Below are 17,965 nucleotides of genomic sequence, written 5' to 3'. Positions count from 1 at the left end.
CACCCACTACTTTTCTTTATAAAACGTTTAATTTCAGTTGTTGTGTGTCTTCGGTCATTTTTCCATTTAGTATAACATTTTGACTTGGTTTTAACCCAATTAGGACAATGTTCACTTCCTTGTATGGAGGTAAATAATTTCCTTCTTTATCTAAAATGGTAACATGAATCGCATCCTTTTCAGATTTGATCTCAATATACCATTTTAAGTAATCGCCTTTTTCGTATGCATACGTCTCGCCATCATCATCATAATACGTAAAGGAGTACACATCACCTGGGTTACCTGCTACTACTTTCATGCTTCGTTGCTTCGTTTCTTTTTCTTGGTTGGAAATCCAATTTGTCTGCATGATAGCAGTCCCTTTTTTCACGAAAAGAGGCATGTCAGCAAGTTCTGCATGGATTAAATGGGAACGATTCCCCTCATAAAATTCACCCGTTTCCCATAGCATCCATTCTCCTTCTGGCAAATAGACAGCACGATCTGTGACCCCTGGCGAAAGAATGGGGGCCAACAGAACATTATCCCCGATCATTACTTCATCATTTAAGTTATACGTTCGTTCATCGTCTGGATATTCCATGAATAGTGGACGCATAACGGGAAGCCCTGATTGGCTTGCCTCAAAGAAAAGGCTATATAACTGTGGCATCCATTCATACCGCATTTGAATGTATTTTTTCATAATGGCTTCATACTTTTCCCCGAATTGCCAAGGCTCCTGATACGTTGTGTTCAGTGCAGAATGGTTCCGGAAATAGGGTGTAAATGCACCAACCTGTGTCCAGCGAACAAGTAGCTCAGGGTTGGTATCATGGGCGAACCCACCAACATCCGGGCCTGTAAATGCCACACCAGATAAACCGAGATTCATGACCATTGGGAGCGACATTTGCAAATGTTCCCAGAAACTACGATTATCCCCTGTCCAGACAGCCGCATAGCGTTGGACACCAGAATAACCTGCCCGTGTAAGCAAGAAAGGACGTTTTCCCTGAAGCTGATCCTTCATTCCTTCATAGGTTGCTTTTCCCATTAACAGACCATACACATTGTGTAATTCTTTGTGTGTGGTAGGGCGGCCATCATTACGGTGCATGACCGAGGTATCCATCGTTTTCGTTTCATTAAATACAGCAGGCTCATTCATATCATTCCAAATTCCCTCAATGCCCATATCTGTATAGAATGCATGCTTTTCGCCCCACCACTTCCGAACTTTCTCTTCCGTGAAATCAGGGAACGCACTTTTGCCTGGCCAAACATCGCCAAAATAGATATCGCCTTCAATATATTTACAGAAATTATCACCTTGTACGCCTTCTTGATAAATTGGATATGCTGAATCCTGCTTCACCCCAGGATCCACGATTGGTACGACCCGTATGCCCATTTCGCGCAGATCAGCGATTAGCTTTTCCGGATTTGGAAAACGATCTCTATCAAAGGTAAAAACCCGGTATCCATTCATGTAGTGGATATCAAGATGGATGACGTCTACTGGAATGTCGCGTTCTAGGAAATTGGCTGCGAGCTCTCTTACCTCAGCTTCAGATTCGTAACTATAACGTGATTGGTGATAACCGATTGCCCACTTTGGAGGAAGCGGCATTCTTCCTGTTAAGTACGTATACTGTTCAAGCACGTTTTTCGGATCAGCTCCAGCTAGGACGTAGTAATCAAGCTGTCCCCCTTCTGCTGAAAAGGAATATCTATCAGTCTCTGACTTCATATCAAAGAAGGTACGGAATGTGTTATCAAAGAAGATACCGTGAGCTTTCCCATTCCGTAATGTCATGAAGTAAGGAATCGATTCGTATAATGGGTCCGTTTCGGGGTTATGTGGTGCATACACATCTGTGTTCCACATTTCATATTTTTCACCGCGTTTATCGAGGAAGCCACTTTTCTCTCCAAACCCATAGAAATGGTCTGATTCCTCCATTTGTTTCCATACACGTATTTCTCCGTTATTTTGGTATGCCATTCCCCGCTCCTGTTCTTCTACTAGAACCCGAGAATTCTCATCCTTGACGGTGATCCGCAATGGTTTTTTTTCTAGCTTTACTTCAAGTTTCTTCGTTTTTAGAAGCAGTGCCCCTTCATAATCCTTTTCAGAGAAGGAAATATCTACTGGTTTTACATTTACTGCATTGGATAGATTCAGATCAGGTTGTGATGTAGGATTCATTACAATCCGGAGAATGGATTCCGTATAAAAACAAAGCGTCACAAACCCATTCGTACATGTAAGTTGAAACATATCCTGTTGTTTTTCAATGGAAAGAACATTCCCTATATCGAGATAATGGTTTCCAGTGGTATCTTGTTTATTTTCTGGTAGTATGGCAAAGCTTGTATCTTCAAGCATATGGGTTCCTCCTGTTTCTTTTTGATGTCTACCCTTTTGTAGCTCCTGATGTTAAACCAGAGATTAAATAACGCTGTAGGAGTAAAAAGACAAGCGCTATTGGTATTGCGATCAAGATAGAACCAGCAGCAAATCTGGTAAAGTTGGTAGAAAACTGATCATTAATAAAGTTATATAAACCAAGCGCTAAAGTATAATTTTCCGGACTTGTTAATACGATTCTCGGCAACAAAAAGTCCATAAACGGCGCCATAAAATTAAATAACGCGACAACAGCTAAAATTGGTTTTGCGAGCGGTAGCATAATTGTCCAGAAGATCTTAAGATGCCCTGCGCCGTCTATTTTAGCTGCTTCATCTAATTCTTTCGGAATCGTATCAAAATAGCCTTTCACAAGCCATGCATTAAATGGAATCTGACCACCTAAATAAATAACCATTAAGCCAAACAGTGAATCGGTTAGCCCGACTGTGTTAAGCAAAATATACAAAGCTACCATCCCCATAAGCGCTGGGAACATTTGCAGTAAAAGGAACATATACAAACCATATTTTCTTCCCACAAACTTGTATCTGGAAAATGCATAGGCAATTAATGACGTAATAACTACTGATCCAACTGCATTTACAATCGCAACATATAAACTATTTCGATACCATATCAAGTAATCACTTTTAGGATCTGTAAACAACCATTTATAGTGTTCCATGGTTGGTGCACTTGGAAATAAATCTGTAACGAGCATATTTGAGCCAGGGTTAAGACTCATCATCAGAGCCCAAAACAAAGGGTAACCAATAATGACAAACATAATTAAAAAGAATAAATAGATGAACGCTACTTCAATTTTTGATTTCTTCTTCCTAGACATTGCCATTAGTAACGTCCCTCCTCTTTAAATGATGCAGTTTTTCTAAATTGGAAAAAGGCGAAGACAGAAATAATCAATCCCATAATAATTGTGATTGCTGCTGCCATGTTATAGTTGTTTGTTTCAAAGGTTAGCTTGTAGACCCAAGAAATTAAAATATCTGTCCCACCTGCATTTTGTCCTCGTACAGCAGGATCTCCTCCGTTAAACAGGTAGATAATGTTAAAGTTATTAAAATTCCCCGCGTACTGCATGATGAGTAAAGGGGCTGTAGCAAATAATAAATGAGGCATCGTTATAAATCGTAGCTTTTGAAAGCGCGTGCCACCATCCACATCTGCAGCTTCATACATATCCTGTGGTACACTTTGTAGAACTCCCGTAAAGAGAGCAAAAACAAAGGGAAACCCTAACCATGTCTGAATCATAATCAATGCTATCTTTGCCCAAAACGGATCTGACAACCATGGAATCATGAGTTCAAATTGGCTAAGCAGATCTCGGTTAATTGCCCCAAAGGTTGGATTGAATAACGCAGAAAATATTAAAATAGAGACGAAAGCTGGTACAGCCCATGGTAGGATCAGTACTGTACGAATTGTACGCTTGAATTTAATTCTTTTATCATTTACAAGTAATGCTAAAAATAGACCAAGTGCAATTTGCAGGGTTGTAGCCACAACAGTCCACACAATAGTCCATGAAAATACACTTAGAAAAGTATCTTTCCATATTCCAACGTTAATCAAGTCTTTAAAGTTATTAAAACCAACCCAATTTAATAGATTACGAGGTGGCGCATTATACTGATTATAGTCGGTAAATGCTAAAGCTAGCATAAATACTAGTGGAACAACTACAATAAATAGAAGTAAAAGCAATCCAGGTAGGATCATGAAGTAAGGAAAACCATTGTCATAAAAACTGGTCATCCCTTGTAGTAAGGTTGGATTTGGTTTGTTATCCTCCCTTGCTTTCGCATCTTTTCTAGCATCCCGAATATTGTATACATAGATTGCAATTCCGAACGCAATTACAATTAAAGAAATAATACCTTGAATTAACAACTGTATGGAATGGTGGTCACGAGGAATAGTACCAAGCGTAAACAAGCCCCAGATTCCAATATCTATATAGTTCCATGTGGTGACTAAAAAAGACACAGATACAAGAAAAATGAGAATACCTTTTAAAAATCTTCTATTATATAGTTGTCCCAGTCCAGGCAAAATGATAGATAGAAGTGTTGCTAAGTTTCGAGGCCGTGTTATGCCGGTTTTCCCTTTTGATTGTTTCGTTGCCATTTGCGTTCCCCCTATATTTTTAACACGTCACTAAAAACAACTGTATGGAAAGCGTAAAATCTCTTTCCATACAGTTAATTTATATTTAATTTGCTCCAGAGGCTTCAATCTGATCATGGATTGCGTCTACAGCTTCTTGTAGAACTTCATCTACCGGCTCACCCTTCGAAATAAAACTCAAGGCATCATTAAATGGATCCCAAACTTGTTGCATTGCAGGAATGCTCGGCATTGGTTCGCCATATGTTGTTTGTTCAGCAAAGGCAGAAAAGATGGGATCTTCTGAAATAATTGGGTCCTCCATCACATCATCCCTTGCAGGAATTTCTCCAGCTGTATCATAGTAAATTTTTGAATTATCATAGTTTGTAATGTAGGCCATTAAATCTTCTGCCCACTCTTTATTATCAGAGTAATAGGAAAGCATATAAGATTTAACTCCGACAAAGGATTTCGGATTTTCACCATTTTCTAAAACCGGAAGTGGTATAGCTGCCAGATCATCTCCAAGAGCTTCAGAGTATTCTCTGACCATCCATGGGCCATTAATAACACTCGAAACTTTCCCCTCTTGGAAAAGACCATTCATAATATCTGGTGTTAAATCCTGTGGAATGTACCCATTATCGAACCAAGATTTCACGAGTTCTCCGCCTTTTACTGCACCTTCATTTGCAAGGCCAATATCTGAAATATCATAATTCCCGCCATCATTCTCAAATACATATGCTCCGTTACCTGAGAAGAACGGATATACAAAGTAGAGGTTAGCAGCTTCCATTAAAAACCCAAATTCATCATTAGCTGCGTTCGTATCGCGCTCCGCAATAGCCATGATATCTTCCATTGATTCGGGAGCTTCTTCCACAAGGGATTTATTATAGTACATTGCATACGTTTCAATTACAGCAGGATAGCCCCAGTATTCTTCTTCAAACTGGACGGCTTGTAATGCTGTATCTGTGTAATCGCTTTCTAAATCACCAAAATTAACAGGCTCCACTAAACCTCTTAAAGCCAAATCACCAATTCTGTCATGAGGCTGGAAAATAATATCTGGGCCGTTACCTGCAGGACCTTCAACATCAAGTTTTTCCACCTGTTCAAGCATATCAACTGGAACCATTTCTACTTCGATCCCCGTTTCTTCTGTATAGCTGTTTGTAATTTCTTCAACTGCTTCTTGTTGTTTCTCTTCAGCGTTCACCCACAGCTTTAAAGACTCAGGCTTTTCTGGCATTTCACCTTCAACACTTTCCTCTTCTGAACTACTTTCCTGATTCACTTCATCAGGTCCGCAAGCTGCTAGAATGCTAATAAACAATACCATTGCGAATAAGTAAATAAAACTTTTTTTCATCTAATTTACCTCCCCTATTTCAGCGCGTTAAACACTTTTGTGAAATCGTTTGCACAAACGCTGTACCTTCATTATACATTTTTCTATCAAAAGAACAACTACTTTTTTAATATTTTGTAAATCCTTTATCATCAATTAAGTTATCGCTTACATTTCCATTCACTTTATGCTATGCTCTCTACAAATCTACCATACTTTAATAATCATAAATATTACAAAACTGGACTAGATGCGCAAACGTTTGTTCAAATGGAGGTATACAAATGTTAAAACAAGCAATCTATCATCGACCGAAAAATAATTTCGCCTACGCCTATGATGAGGAGACACTTCACATTCTTCTACAAACAAAAAAAGGTGACATGAAAAATGTCCAACTGATCTCCGGGGATCCTTATGATTGGAAGGATGGCAAATGGCAAACTGAGACAAGAATCATGACACTTTCAGGTTCTAGTGATTTATATGACTACTGGTTTATTGCCGTTAAACCGACGTTCCGTAGAATGCGATATGGCTTCTACTGCTCAGATGGTGAAGAAGAATGCTATGTTGCCGAAGATGGGATCTTTTCTACCCTTCCAACTGAAATAAGTCATTTCTTCTGTTTTCCTTATTTAAACAAGGCGGATGTCTTCCGGGCTCCAAATTGGGTGAAAGACACCGTTTGGTATCAAATCTTTCCAGAGCGGTTTGCAAATGGTGATCCCGAAATTAATCCTGACGGAACACTTCCCTGGGGATCAGAAGAACCAACACCTACCAACTATTTTGGTGGGGACTTTCAGGGCGTTATAGACAATCTTGATTATTTAGAGAAACTTGGCATTAACGGGATTTACTTTACCCCTATATTTAAGGCATATTCTAATCATAAATACGACACCATTGATTATATGGAGATCGACCCGCAATTTGGTGACAAGGAGACCTTCCGTAAGTTGATTAAAGAATGTCATAAACGTGGCATTCGCGTTATGCTAGATGCCGTTTTTAATCATAGTGGATACTATTTCCTTCCATTTCAGGATGTTCTTCATAAGCAAGGACAATCCGAATATAAGGATTGGTTTCATTTGTGGGATTATCCCGTTGTGACAGAGCCTAGGCCAAACTATGACACATTTGCCTTTGTATCGTCGATGCCGAAGCTGAATACGGAAAACAGCGAAGTGCGCGACTACTTGTTAGAGGTTGCTCGTTACTGGGTAGAGGAATTTGACATTGATGGCTGGCGACTCGATGTTGCCAATGAGGTGGATCATGCGTTTTGGCGTGATTTTCGCCGGGTCGTAAAAGAAGTAAAGCCTGAAGCATATATTCTAGGAGAAATTTGGCATGATTCCATGCCATGGTTACAAGGTGATCAATTTGACGCCGTTATGAACTACCCGTTCACCAACGGAGCAATCGACTTTTTGGGCGCAAATAAATTGAAGCCAACTGCCTTTTCCCAAGCTATTAACCGGGTCATGCACATGTATCCCCAAAACGTAAATGAGGCAGCCTTTAATCTACTGGACAGTCATGATACCCCGCGTATCCTAACACTGGCTAATGAGAGTCCAGAACGAGTAAAGCTACTATATTTATTCCAGTTAACCTTTACTGGCACTCCTTGCATCTATTATGGAGATGAGATTGGTATGAAAGGCGGGCAAGACCCTGGCTGTCGTGCTTGTATGGAATGGGAACCGAGCAGGCAAGACCAAGATCTGTTCCGCTTCGTTCAAGAATTAATTTCCTTACGAAAGCAGGATGCACTATTTGGAAATGAAGCCACATTCCATTTCACTCATGCAGATGATGAAAAAAATGTGCTTGTATATGAAAAAAGATTAAATGACCGGCGGCTAGTTGTCATGATTAACAATAGTGAAACGATATGCCAGGTATCTAAAGACATTGTTGGAAAAGAGGTAAGCAAGGAAATCTCTTTACCTACCCAAAAATCTTCCTATGATGATAGCAATACGGTATGGGAAGTCCCTGCATTAGGGTGGAGAATTTTTGAAGTATTAGCGTAGGTTAAAAAGGAACCCAATCTTGAGGGTTCCTTTTTCATCATTCAACTGACTGCTTTTGCTCCTTTAGGAAGCCCTCGATCTGTCTTCTATGATGATTATCATGCCAGACAAAACCACTAAAATAGTTAAAGACAGAGTGCGGATAACCTGAATGCTCGTCAAGACTTTCCCCATTTAATTGAAAAGTGGTGTCAAAAAATGCTTCATCTTCATTATACCGTGCTTTTAAAGCTATAAGTAAAGCATTTCTAGCTTGCTGTTGTTCCTGTATAATTTGTTCCTGACTGAGTCCGGAACGCGCGTGAACTTCCGCCTCTTGATTAAGTTTTTCAATCTCTATGCTCTGAATATCTGTGTCCTGTTTCATTTCCGGCAAAATCCCGGTAAGTATATACGTGTCCCAGTACGAAATATGGGTAATAATTTCGGCTATCCCCCATTTGCCCTCTGCAATTGGCTCAAAGAATTGCTTTTCCTCGATGTTAAGTAAGGTTGCCGCCCATTCATTGAATTGTTCTAGATCTTGAATAAGGTCCTTTGTTGTATACATTTTATCCCCTCCCTTTTCTGTAACTATTCTACAAAAAAAGGAACATTCCTTTATTCCTTTTAAAAAACTCAGAGGACTAGGGTGTGCTCAATTAAACATTGTGAATCCGCCTAAAAATTTCTACTTGTCCATTCATAAAAATGATAAAAAAGTCTACATTTTAGTAGGCTTTTTTCATACACTGCTTTTAGAGGTGATGAAAATGGCTAGAGTGAGATACACGGACAACGATGTTGATTTAGTAGCAAGGATGATGCGGGCAGAGGCTGAAGGTGAAGGGAAACAAGGGATGCTGATGGTTGGAAATGTTATCGTGAACCGGCTCAAGGCGAATTGCTTAGATTTTCAAGATTTAAGGTCAATAGATGATGTGATTTTTCAAATTCAAGGTGGAAATTACTCCTTTGAAGCAGTACAGAAAGGAAACGTCTTTTATAACAGAGCAAGAACTGCAGAAAAAAGGCTTGCAAAACAAACCTTAGACTATTGGAGAGAGCATCCTTCTAAATATGCGCTATGGTATTTCAACCCGTATGGTGAATGCCCGCCTACATGGTATGGTCAACCCTTTACAGGGCAGTACAAACAACATTGCTATTATGAGCCAGTAGCCGATACGTGTGAAGGTGCTTATGGCTATTAAGCTCCCTCCCTTTCAAGTCTTCTAAAGATAGAATTCCCCTTCAACATCTAAGAGCAATGCGCTTCGTATTGCTCTATTTCCTGTACCTCGCATTTAACATTTGCACACCATAAGCACATTTCCATCTGGATCTGCAAAATTAAAGTAATGACCGTGTTCAATTTCAGTGATTAAGTTAACACCTTTATCTTTCATAAATTGAAATGCTTCCTCAATATTTTTCGAATTCAAATGAAAAGCTGGAGCTTTAAATATACTGTCCTCAGAATAAATTTTGCTATCTAGGACAATTCCTGTTCCATCCATCGGCAATACATAAAGATGGCCGAATTGAATTTCTCCCTCTTTCTCTAACCCTAAGATATCACTATACCAATCTCGAGCTTCTTCTATATTTTTCACGGGTATGAAAACTGTACCAATTTGATTCTGAATTGGATGATCCATTTAAACACCTCCGAAAATATTTCTATAATACATGGATTAAGCTTAATTTATTTTCCCAAAATTAACAATAGACCAAATACATCTCTAGATTGCTTAAAAGTAAGCAAGAAGTTGCAAATCAAAAGAGAACAAGTCCTTCCCTGTTCGATGTGCCTTGTTTAAAAACTCTGTAATACTACCTCTATTTATTAGTAATAGGTCTTCTTATCTGGTATAAATAGACTAGTGAGAGATTGAATAAGGGGTGTATACATATGTTTTGTGATATTTGCCAGCCAAAACCCAGAGGGTATACTGTTTATTTTGCCGAAGATCAAGAGGCGAAGTTACTTTTGAAATACATAGAAGGAAAGCCGGAGAACCACTGGGGACCAATAAATGATAGAATGTTTTGGGTTAAAGAGACTATCTTCTTCAATATGATGGATTATGTTGAAGCCCACCTAAACTCTGAAAGTATTTATGCCGTCGAATCAGACAAGGTAGACCCCCTTAAAACATTATATAAAATGAAGCCAATTCAGCAGTTTCAAGAAGAACGTGAAGCAAGCTGGATTGATGGGATAATACAAGATAGCCAACTTACGACACATTATCAACCTATTATAAATAGAAAAAATGGTGAACCCCATATAATAGGATACGAGCTTCTTTCAAGAGGAATCGACCAAGACGGAGGGGTTATTCCACCTTTTAACCTATTTGAAGCTGCTAGAGTGAGAAATCGGATGTTTGCGCTCGATCGTGCATGCAGGCTGCAGGCGGTAAGAAATGCAGCTACTTTACCTTCTGATAAACTTATTTTTATTAATTTTATTCCAACTGCTATTTATGTTCCAGAGCATTGTCTTGCCACCACTTTCGCTATAGTTAAAAAGCTGAATATGAAACCGGAGCAGGTAGTATTTGAAGTGGTGGAAACAGATGAAGTAGAGGATATCGAGCATTTAAAATCAATATTAGACTATTACCGTAAGCATGGGTTTAAATATGCATTAGATGATGTGGGTACAGGCTTTAATGATTTACAAAAGTTGGCTGACCTAAAGCCAGATATTGTCAAGCTCGCCATGGAGTTTTCTAATGGCATAAGTACAGATAAATTCAAACAGGAAGTAGCATCCTCCGTTTTGAAACTTTCTAAAGAAGTGGGAGCGCAGACGCTTGCAGAAGGTGTAGAAACAGAAGAAGATTACAACTATCTTTCTGAAATGGGTTATGAATTATTTCAAGGTTATTATTTCGCCAAGCCAACTCCTACCCCCATAGAAACACTCAACTTAGAAAAAGACGGAAGGCCTGATCACACACATGATAACAGCAGAATATAATGTACCTCTTGTAATTCTTTCCATTGCAATTGCGATTTTTTCATCATACACAGCACTTAGTTTAGTGAATCGATTAAAATTAGCAAAAGGCAATCTGCGAAGAGTCTGGCTCTCTGCAGGTGCCTTTTCCTTTGGGTTTGGAATTTGGTCCATGCATTTTATTGCTATGCTTGCTTTTCATTTATCAATTGAGGTTAGCTACAATGTTGTCCTTGTGGTTCTTTCTATCCTTCTAGCAGTACTAGCAAGTGGCATTGCATTTTTTATTGTAAGTAAAGAATTAACGAAAAGAAGATTTATGCTGATTGGCGCGTTTTTCATTGGCACTGGTATTGTATCCATGCATTATATTGGAATGGATGCGATGCAAATGGAAGCAACTATCGTATACAATCACTTTTTATTAATTTTATCCTTCATCATAGCCTATTTAACATCTTGGGCGGCTTTGTATTTACTTTTTTATTTTCAGAAAGACTCCTCTCGCTTCAGCCTTCGTGTTAGAAAGGTTATTAGTTCTGTCGTTATGGGGATGGCTATTTCTGGGATGCATTACACTGGTATGGCAGCAGCAGATTTCACAACGATGCATGAGCATCATGCCATGCATAACATGGGCGGGACAATTAACAGTACAATCATGGCATACACCGTTGGAGTTGGAATGGCTGTAATATTAGGTATTGTCCTAGTTAGTATATATTTTGACCGGAGACTACAATTAAAAACTTCTGAATTAGAGTTTATAGATAACATTTATCAAAGCTTTGTAATGAATGCGAGTGATGCAGTAATCCTAAGTAACGGAAACAATAAGATTATATCGTGGAATAAAGCTGCGGAGGAAATTTTTGGTTATAAAGCAGTTGAAGCATTGGGGCAAGATGTGGAAATCATGATCCCAGAAAGATTTAGGCAAGCACATAGAGAGAAAGTAAAACCCTATTTAAATAGTAATCAAACCAGTAACACTGGTAAACCAGTGGAGGTTCTCGGTTTAAAAAAGGATGGAACAGAACTACCGATAGAATTATCTTTCTCTACATTAAAAAGAGAGGAAGAAACGTACTTTAGTCGTATTATACGCGATATTTCAGAACGAAAAAAAGCCGAGGAGCAGATCAATGAACTGGTTTATCGTGATCCGCTGACCGATCTACCAAATCGTCGCTTATTCAATAATTACCTGTCCAAATGTATTGAACAAGCCTCCTTTGATGGACAGATTCTAGCAGTCTTGTTCATTGATTTGGATCGTTTTAAAAACATTAATGATTCGCTCGGCCATGCGACAGGAGATAGTTTATTGAAAGAGATGGCCAGAAGAATGGAGGCCTGTATTGGAAAGAAGGACATGCTGGCAAGACAGGGTGGTGATGAGTACATTCTCATCTTTCCCCACACTTCTCATAAGGAAATTGCCAACACAGCACAAGCTATTTTGGAATCCATTAATCAGCCATTTTTTCACGAGCAGAATGAACTGATTATTTCGGGGTCTATTGGAATTAGTATTTATCCTGAAGATGGAATGGATGCAGAAACCTTGGTGAAACATGCTGATATATCCATGTACAGAGCAAAAGAACTTGGGAAGAATAATTATCAATTTTTCACCTCTGACATGAATGACATCATTGCCAATAAGATGAACCTTGAACTCGGTCTGCGAAAAGCACTTGTAAATGACGAATTTGTATTGCATTATCAACCACAAGTGGATGTAAAGACAGGAAACATAAAAGGAATGGAAGCACTGATAAGGTGGCAGCACCCTGATCTGGGGCTAGTACCACCTAACAAATTTATTCCATTGGCAGAAGAGACTGGCTTAATCATCCCCATTGGAAAATGGGTGATGCAAACTGCTTGCGAACAAGCAAAGAAGTGGGAAGCGTTGATAGACAGACCATTAAGAGTAAGTGTGAATATTTCGGCTTTGCAGTTTCAGCAAAGCGACTTTACTTCGGTAGTGAAGGAAGTATTACAAACAACGAATTTTCCAGCCTCTTCATTAGAGCTTGAATTAACAGAGAGTATTGTCCAAGATCCAGAGCATGCGCTTCCTGTCATGATGGAATTAAAGGAGATGGGAGTTCTCTTATCACTCGATGACTTTGGTACAGGATATTCTTCATTAAGCTATCTAAGATCTTTTCCACTTGATACGTTAAAGATCGACAAGCTTTTTATTGATAATATGCATCATGTGAAAGATGAAGCCATTGTTAGCACCATTATCAGTATGGCAAACAGTCTCGAACTAAATGTCATAGCAGAAGGTGTAGAAACAAACGACCAGTTACATTCTTTAACAGGGAAAGCTTGTGATGAGTATCAGGGCTATCTATTTAGCAAACCTATCCCACAAATAGAATTAGAAAAAATACTGCAAGACAATAGATTTACTATACCCGAGTTATAATACTACTAAAGTGACTCCTTTTCAGGGGCCACTTATTTTTTTATAGACTTATTTCCTGTATACTTGGAATATGTAATGAATTGGAGGAGAACAGAAATGAAGGTAAAAATGAATGTACAAACAGCATATCATGGGGATTTGCTCCGTGCGGGGAAAATCTATGAAATTGATGAAGCGACTGCAAAACGTTGGATTGCCAGTAAAATTGCAGTAGCTGTTGAAGAATAAATTCCTCTGTAAAAACCTAATAGACGGTACGTTAGAATGGTTAGGACAAGGAGGTGATTAGGTTGAGTGAGGAAAGATTTGATCGTTTAGAACAGATGTTGGATAAACAAAATGAAAGATTTGACCAAATAGAGAAAACACTATCACAGCTTATCACTACAGTGGTTTCTATTTTGGAAGAACAAACAGTTATGAAGCAAGAAAGCAAGGAGCAACATACTGAAGTAATGGACAAGCTAAAAACCATCGAGGCGGACCAGGGAAAAAGCCGCTCGTAATGAACGAGAGTTTGCGCGATTTAAGAATCAATTCCACTTTTAAAAATCCACAACTAAAAACAAACTACAACTGGACAACCCCATTTTTTACCCACAGATAATTCGAAAATATTTTAAGGTAACTGGATTTGCTTCCATCTCATCCTTATTCCAGGTGTGTTTGCAAGTAAACTTCTGCCACAGCCTCTGCGGGCAAGATTTCGAAGCCAGGAAGCCAGTTTATTTAGAGACACTGCTGGCTTGCCATGTTAGGCTATCATGCCCGCCTCTCCAAGTAAAGTGGGCGTTTCGCTACTAAAGAGTGCTCATTTCTACTTGGTGGTTGCGCTTATATTCGTTAGGCGTTGAATAATCTAAGGATCCATGGATTGAAAGTTTAGTAGATAATTAGCGAGGAGCTGATTTATATGAAAACTGGTTATCTGGTAGAAACCATTCAAGATGAATGTATAAAATTAAATACTCCTGGGAATAAAAATAATTACGATTTTTTAAAAACTCTTTTAGAGAACAAGAAATTTATCTTCTTAGGTGAGAGCAGCCACTGTGTGAAAGAATATAGTTCAAGTAAAATTGATTTAATTAAATATCTGCATAAAGAACTAGGTTTTAATGTTATAGCTTTTGAAAGTGAGTTAGGAGATTGTTTACTTGGAGACTATTTAGTAGAAACAACAAATATAGCACTCTTAGAGTTTATGCAAGGTTCAATAGGAAAGATGTGGCAAAATAGTACAAACCTTGAACTGTTTGAATATATTCAGCAAACAAAATCATATGAACAACCTCTTAAATTAGCTGGTGTCGATGTACAGCAAAGTGAAGGGAAGCATCTAAGTAGTTTCCTGCTTAAGGAACTACCAAATGACCTAAAACAAAAATTTCAAAAGTTTGATGATCGGGTTAATGAAATTCTAAAAATGGAGCGAATCAAGAAAAAGGAAATACAGAAAGAATTCGAAGAACTTATCAATTTAGGAGAAATACTTCTTCAGGAATTAAAAGGTATAGATCTTCTAAACGAACAGCGTTTGAAAAAAGGAATTATACATTCTATAAATAATCGAGTAGATTACTTCAAAGCTAACATAGAAAAAGGGTTTTCCCAACTATTTGAATATAGGGATTATTTAATGGCTAGGAATTTAGAATATTTAGCGGAGGAATTATATCCTAATGAAAAGATTATTATTTGGGCACATAATCTTCATATTAAGAAGTTAAGTTCTTCAAGTCTTCTTTCTCCTTATAAGTCTATGTTTGAAAACACAAATAATAATATTAAAGAACAAAGTATTGTTATAGGGTACTATGCCAAGGAAGGCAAATATGGCAATCCTTTTGGTGAAGTTTTCTCTTTTAAAAAAGTAAACAAAAAACATCTAGAATGGCTTTTAAATCAAACAATGTATGAATCGTTTTTTATACCATGTCAACCTAGCTGGGCTAATCAAAAAATGAAGGTCCTCGAAAGTGGTGGTTTAAGGTTGACAATAAAACCAATTGAACAATATGATGGCATAATATTCTTTAAAAATGTAAATCCTACAGGTTTTTTAGCAAATAATTAATGTTTATCTGTAGAATAAGAACCACCCTTGGCCTTTGTATTGCACCCTAAAAGTTAGAGTGTCAAGTCTAACTTTTGGGGTGTTATCTTTTCTTTCAATTTTCAATAATTTCAGTTTACCATTAACGTTAACGTCAAGTTCAAGAAGGAATGATGCTTTCCTATTTGGTATGGAATTGGTGTTTTGTGGTAAAGTAACATATAACATTTTACGAATAGAAGGTGATCATCCTATGACATCAAACCAAAAACCGAACGGATTAATAAAAGAAAAGTCTCCATACTTACTCCAGCATGCATATAATCCTGTGGATTGGCTCCCATGGGGAGAAAAGGCGTTTGATAAAGCAAAGCGGGAAGGAAAGCCAATCTTCTTATCTATTGGATATAGTACTTGTCATTGGTGTCATGTTATGGCACACGAATCCTTTGAAGATGAAGAAGTTGCCGACCTTTTAAACTCCCATTATGTCTCGATAAAAGTAGACAGAGAAGAACGTCCAGATGTTGACTCGATTTATATGAAGGTCTGCCAAATGATGACAGGGCATGGTGGCTGGCCATTAACAGTTGTGATGACACCTGATCAGATCCCTTTTTATGCGGGTACCTATTTCCCTAAAGAAAGTAAATATGGAAGACCAGGCGTAATGGAAATGCTGACACAATTGCACAGAAAATATGAAGATGATCCTGCCCATATTTCCGAAGTTACGGAAAGTGTACGTGCAGCACTGAAACGAACCGTCATGGCCAAAAGTGAATCCAGACTTACGGAGAAAAGCTGTCAGGAGGCTTTCGATCAACTTTCCAAGCAGTTTGATCTTTCGTATGGAGGCTTTGGGGATGCTCCAAAATTCCCTATGCCACATGTACTTACCTTTTTACACAGACACTATCAAGCAAATGGGAACAATGCTGCACTCGATATGGCGAAGAAAACCCTTTACTCTATGGCAGAAGGCGGCATGTATGATCATATTGGATTTGGTTTTGCCAGATATGCGACAGATGAAACATGGCTTGTCCCCCACTTTGAAAAAATGCTCTATGACAATGCTTTACTCTTAATTGCATATACAGAAGGATATCTGCTAACAAAGGATGAACATTTTAAAAAAATAGCTACTGAAATCATCACCTTTTTACAGCGGGAAATGAAGGGAGCAGATGGAGCCTATTATTCTGCAATTGATGCTGACTCTGAAGGTGTAGAAGGAAAGTATTATGTGTGGAACTATGACGAGATATTATCTGTCCTAGGAGACGAAGCAGGCTCTTTGTTTGCAGATGTCTATTCCATTTCCCCTCAAGGTAATTTTGAAGGAAAAAATATTCCGAACCTTATTGGCAAGGACTTAGGAATAGAAGCAGCAAAACACGGCATCAAGCCTGCACTGTTAAGCAAGCAGATAGAGGAATCCCGGCAGAAACTGTTAGAGGTAAGGGAGAAACGCGTCTACCCACATGTCGATGACAAGGTCTTAACCTCATGGAACGCCATGGTAATTGCCGCTCTAGCAAAGGCATCAAGAGTATTTGATCAGGATGAATACTTAAATTATGCCAAGGGGGCAGTTGCCTTTATTGAAGAAAAGCTTATGGATGATGACCGCCTGATGGCTCGGTATCGTGATGGCGAAACGAAGTATAAAGCTTATATTGACGACTATGCTTATCTTTCCTGGGCTTACCTCGAATTATATGAAGCAACGTATTCGCTGGACTATCTAAGGAAAGCCAAGCATCTAGCTGATCAAATGCTTGCATTATTCTGGGACGAGGAAAATGGTGGCTTCTTTTTCAGTGGAAAAGACAGTGAGGAACTTATTGCAGAAGATAAAGATGTTTATGATGGCGCCATACCTTCTGGTAACAGTGTAGCAGCTGTTATGCTTGCTAGGATTGGATATTTAACCGGAGAGTCTCTTTATCTTGATAAAGTGGATGAAATGTACCATAGCTTTTATGATGATATAAAGCGACAGGCTTCGGCAGCGCCGTTCTTCCTGCAAGCATTGCAGTTAACCGAGAATCCAACGAAGGAAGTTGTAATTATCGGTATGGAGAACGACCCAGCTAGACAGCGTTTAATCCGAGAACTGAACCAGCATTTCCTACCCCATATTACGTTATTGGTCGCTGAAGATGCTGAGCGTTTGGCAAGGGTCGCTTCATTTGCAGCTGATTATAAGCAAATAGAAAATAAAACGACTATTTATATTTGTGAGAACTTTGCTTGTCAGCAGCCGACGACAGATGTGGAGAGTGCTTTGGAGGAGATATTGAAGTAGTTTAGGATTGGTGCGTCTCTTTCAGGTGGTGGTGCGTCTCTTGGGAGGCGGGCTGCGTCTCTTTCGAGTGGTGGTGCGTCTCTTTCGGGTGGTGACGCGCGACTTTTCCGAGTTGCTACGCGACTTTTCCGAGTTGCCACGCGACTTCACGAGATTACCACGCGACCTTATGAAGCCCCCACGCTACTTTTTCGAGTTGCCATGCGACCTTACGAAGCCCCCACGCTACTTCACGAGACTCCCACGCGACTTTTCAGGAACCA

At 38.9% G+C, this 17,965-nt stretch carries 14 protein-coding genes; 8 read left to right on the top strand and 6 right to left on the bottom strand.

All coding sequences use genetic code 11. From position 1 onward, the window contains the following. Window positions 1-16 precede the first annotated feature (16 nt). The 4 genes from BN985_RS07775 to BN985_RS07760 form a co-directional block, all read right to left on the bottom strand. The gene (locus tag BN985_RS07775; RefSeq protein ID WP_042222326.1) at window positions 17-2,374 is read right to left on the bottom strand and encodes a glycoside hydrolase family 31 protein; all 2,358 of its coding nucleotides are present in this window, start codon (window positions 2,372-2,374) and stop codon (window positions 17-19) included. Between the two features lie 28 nt (window positions 2,375-2,402). Continuing rightward, window positions 2,403-3,245 (bottom strand): sugar ABC transporter permease, encoded by an 843-nt coding sequence (locus BN985_RS07770; protein ID WP_042223033.1) that lies wholly within the window; start codon window positions 3,243-3,245, stop codon window positions 2,403-2,405. A gap of 5 nt (window positions 3,246-3,250) precedes the next feature. Then, window positions 3,251-4,549: a sugar ABC transporter permease gene (locus tag BN985_RS07765; RefSeq protein ID WP_042222324.1), complete on the bottom strand. Its 1,299-nt coding sequence runs from the start codon at window positions 4,547-4,549 to the stop codon at window positions 3,251-3,253. An 85-nt stretch (window positions 4,550-4,634) separates the two neighbouring features. Continuing rightward, entirely contained in the window at window positions 4,635-5,909 is a 1,275-nt protein-coding gene (locus BN985_RS07760; RefSeq protein ID WP_042222322.1) for a sugar ABC transporter substrate-binding protein, read from the bottom strand. A 263-nt stretch (window positions 5,910-6,172) separates the two neighbouring features. On the opposite strand from BN985_RS07760, the gene BN985_RS07755 reads away from it, so the two are divergent. Beyond that, window positions 6,173-7,936, top strand: a complete 1,764-nt coding sequence (locus BN985_RS07755) for a glycoside hydrolase family 13 protein (RefSeq protein WP_042222321.1) — start codon at window positions 6,173-6,175, stop codon at window positions 7,934-7,936. 37 nt (window positions 7,937-7,973) lie between these two features. Here the strand turns inward: BN985_RS07755 and BN985_RS07750 are convergent, their stop codons facing one another. Further along, the gene (locus tag BN985_RS07750; protein WP_042222319.1) at window positions 7,974-8,486 is read right to left on the bottom strand and encodes a DinB family protein; all 513 of its coding nucleotides are present in this window, start codon (window positions 8,484-8,486) and stop codon (window positions 7,974-7,976) included. A gap of 202 nt (window positions 8,487-8,688) precedes the next feature. On the opposite strand from BN985_RS07750, the gene BN985_RS07745 reads away from it, so the two are divergent. Continuing rightward, window positions 8,689-9,129: a cell wall hydrolase gene (locus BN985_RS07745; protein WP_042222318.1), complete on the top strand. Its 441-nt coding sequence runs from the start codon at window positions 8,689-8,691 to the stop codon at window positions 9,127-9,129. A gap of 93 nt (window positions 9,130-9,222) precedes the next feature. Here the strand turns inward: BN985_RS07745 and BN985_RS07740 are convergent, their stop codons facing one another. Continuing rightward, complete coding sequence (locus tag BN985_RS07740) at window positions 9,223-9,576, bottom strand: VOC family protein (RefSeq protein WP_042222316.1); 354 nt, start codon at window positions 9,574-9,576, stop codon at window positions 9,223-9,225. Window positions 9,577-9,830: 254 nt separating this feature from the next. Between BN985_RS07740 and BN985_RS07735 the strand changes: the two genes are divergently transcribed. The 6 genes from BN985_RS07735 (at window position 9,831) to BN985_RS07715 (ending at window position 17,702) form a co-directional block, all read left to right on the top strand. Beyond that, window positions 9,831-10,907 carry an EAL domain-containing protein gene (locus BN985_RS07735; RefSeq protein ID WP_042222315.1) on the top strand — a complete coding sequence of 359 codons (1,077 nt, stop codon included), beginning with the start codon at window positions 9,831-9,833 and terminating at the stop codon, window positions 10,905-10,907. After that, window positions 10,888-13,332 carry a bifunctional diguanylate cyclase/phosphodiesterase gene (locus BN985_RS07730; protein WP_042222313.1) on the top strand — a complete coding sequence of 815 codons (2,445 nt, stop codon included), beginning with the start codon at window positions 10,888-10,890 and terminating at the stop codon, window positions 13,330-13,332. The genes BN985_RS07735 and BN985_RS07730 overlap by 20 nt, the downstream gene beginning before the upstream one ends. 96 nt (window positions 13,333-13,428) lie before the next feature. Continuing rightward, the gene (locus tag BN985_RS19490; protein ID WP_269635266.1) at window positions 13,429-13,560 is read left to right on the top strand and encodes a hypothetical protein; all 132 of its coding nucleotides are present in this window, start codon (window positions 13,429-13,431) and stop codon (window positions 13,558-13,560) included. A gap of 62 nt (window positions 13,561-13,622) precedes the next feature. After that, complete coding sequence (locus BN985_RS07725; RefSeq protein WP_042222311.1) at window positions 13,623-13,838, top strand: hypothetical protein; 216 nt, start codon at window positions 13,623-13,625, stop codon at window positions 13,836-13,838. 407 nt (window positions 13,839-14,245) lie between these two features. Further along, entirely contained in the window at window positions 14,246-15,409 is a 1,164-nt protein-coding gene (locus BN985_RS07720) for an erythromycin esterase family protein (RefSeq protein WP_042222310.1), read from the top strand. Between the two features lie 232 nt (window positions 15,410-15,641). Next, entirely contained in the window at window positions 15,642-17,702 is a 2,061-nt protein-coding gene (locus BN985_RS07715; protein WP_042223032.1) for a thioredoxin domain-containing protein, read from the top strand. The last annotated feature ends 263 nt before the right edge of the window (window positions 17,703-17,965 follow it).

Origin of the sequence: Oceanobacillus manasiensis (genome assembly GCF_000724085.1) — a bacterium.
Classification (GTDB): Bacteria; Bacillota; Bacilli; order Bacillales; family Amphibacillaceae; genus Oceanobacillus_B; species Oceanobacillus_B manasiensis.
The sequence above is the reverse complement of the archived record's forward strand: the minus strand, read 5'-3'. Positions and strand labels throughout refer to the sequence as shown.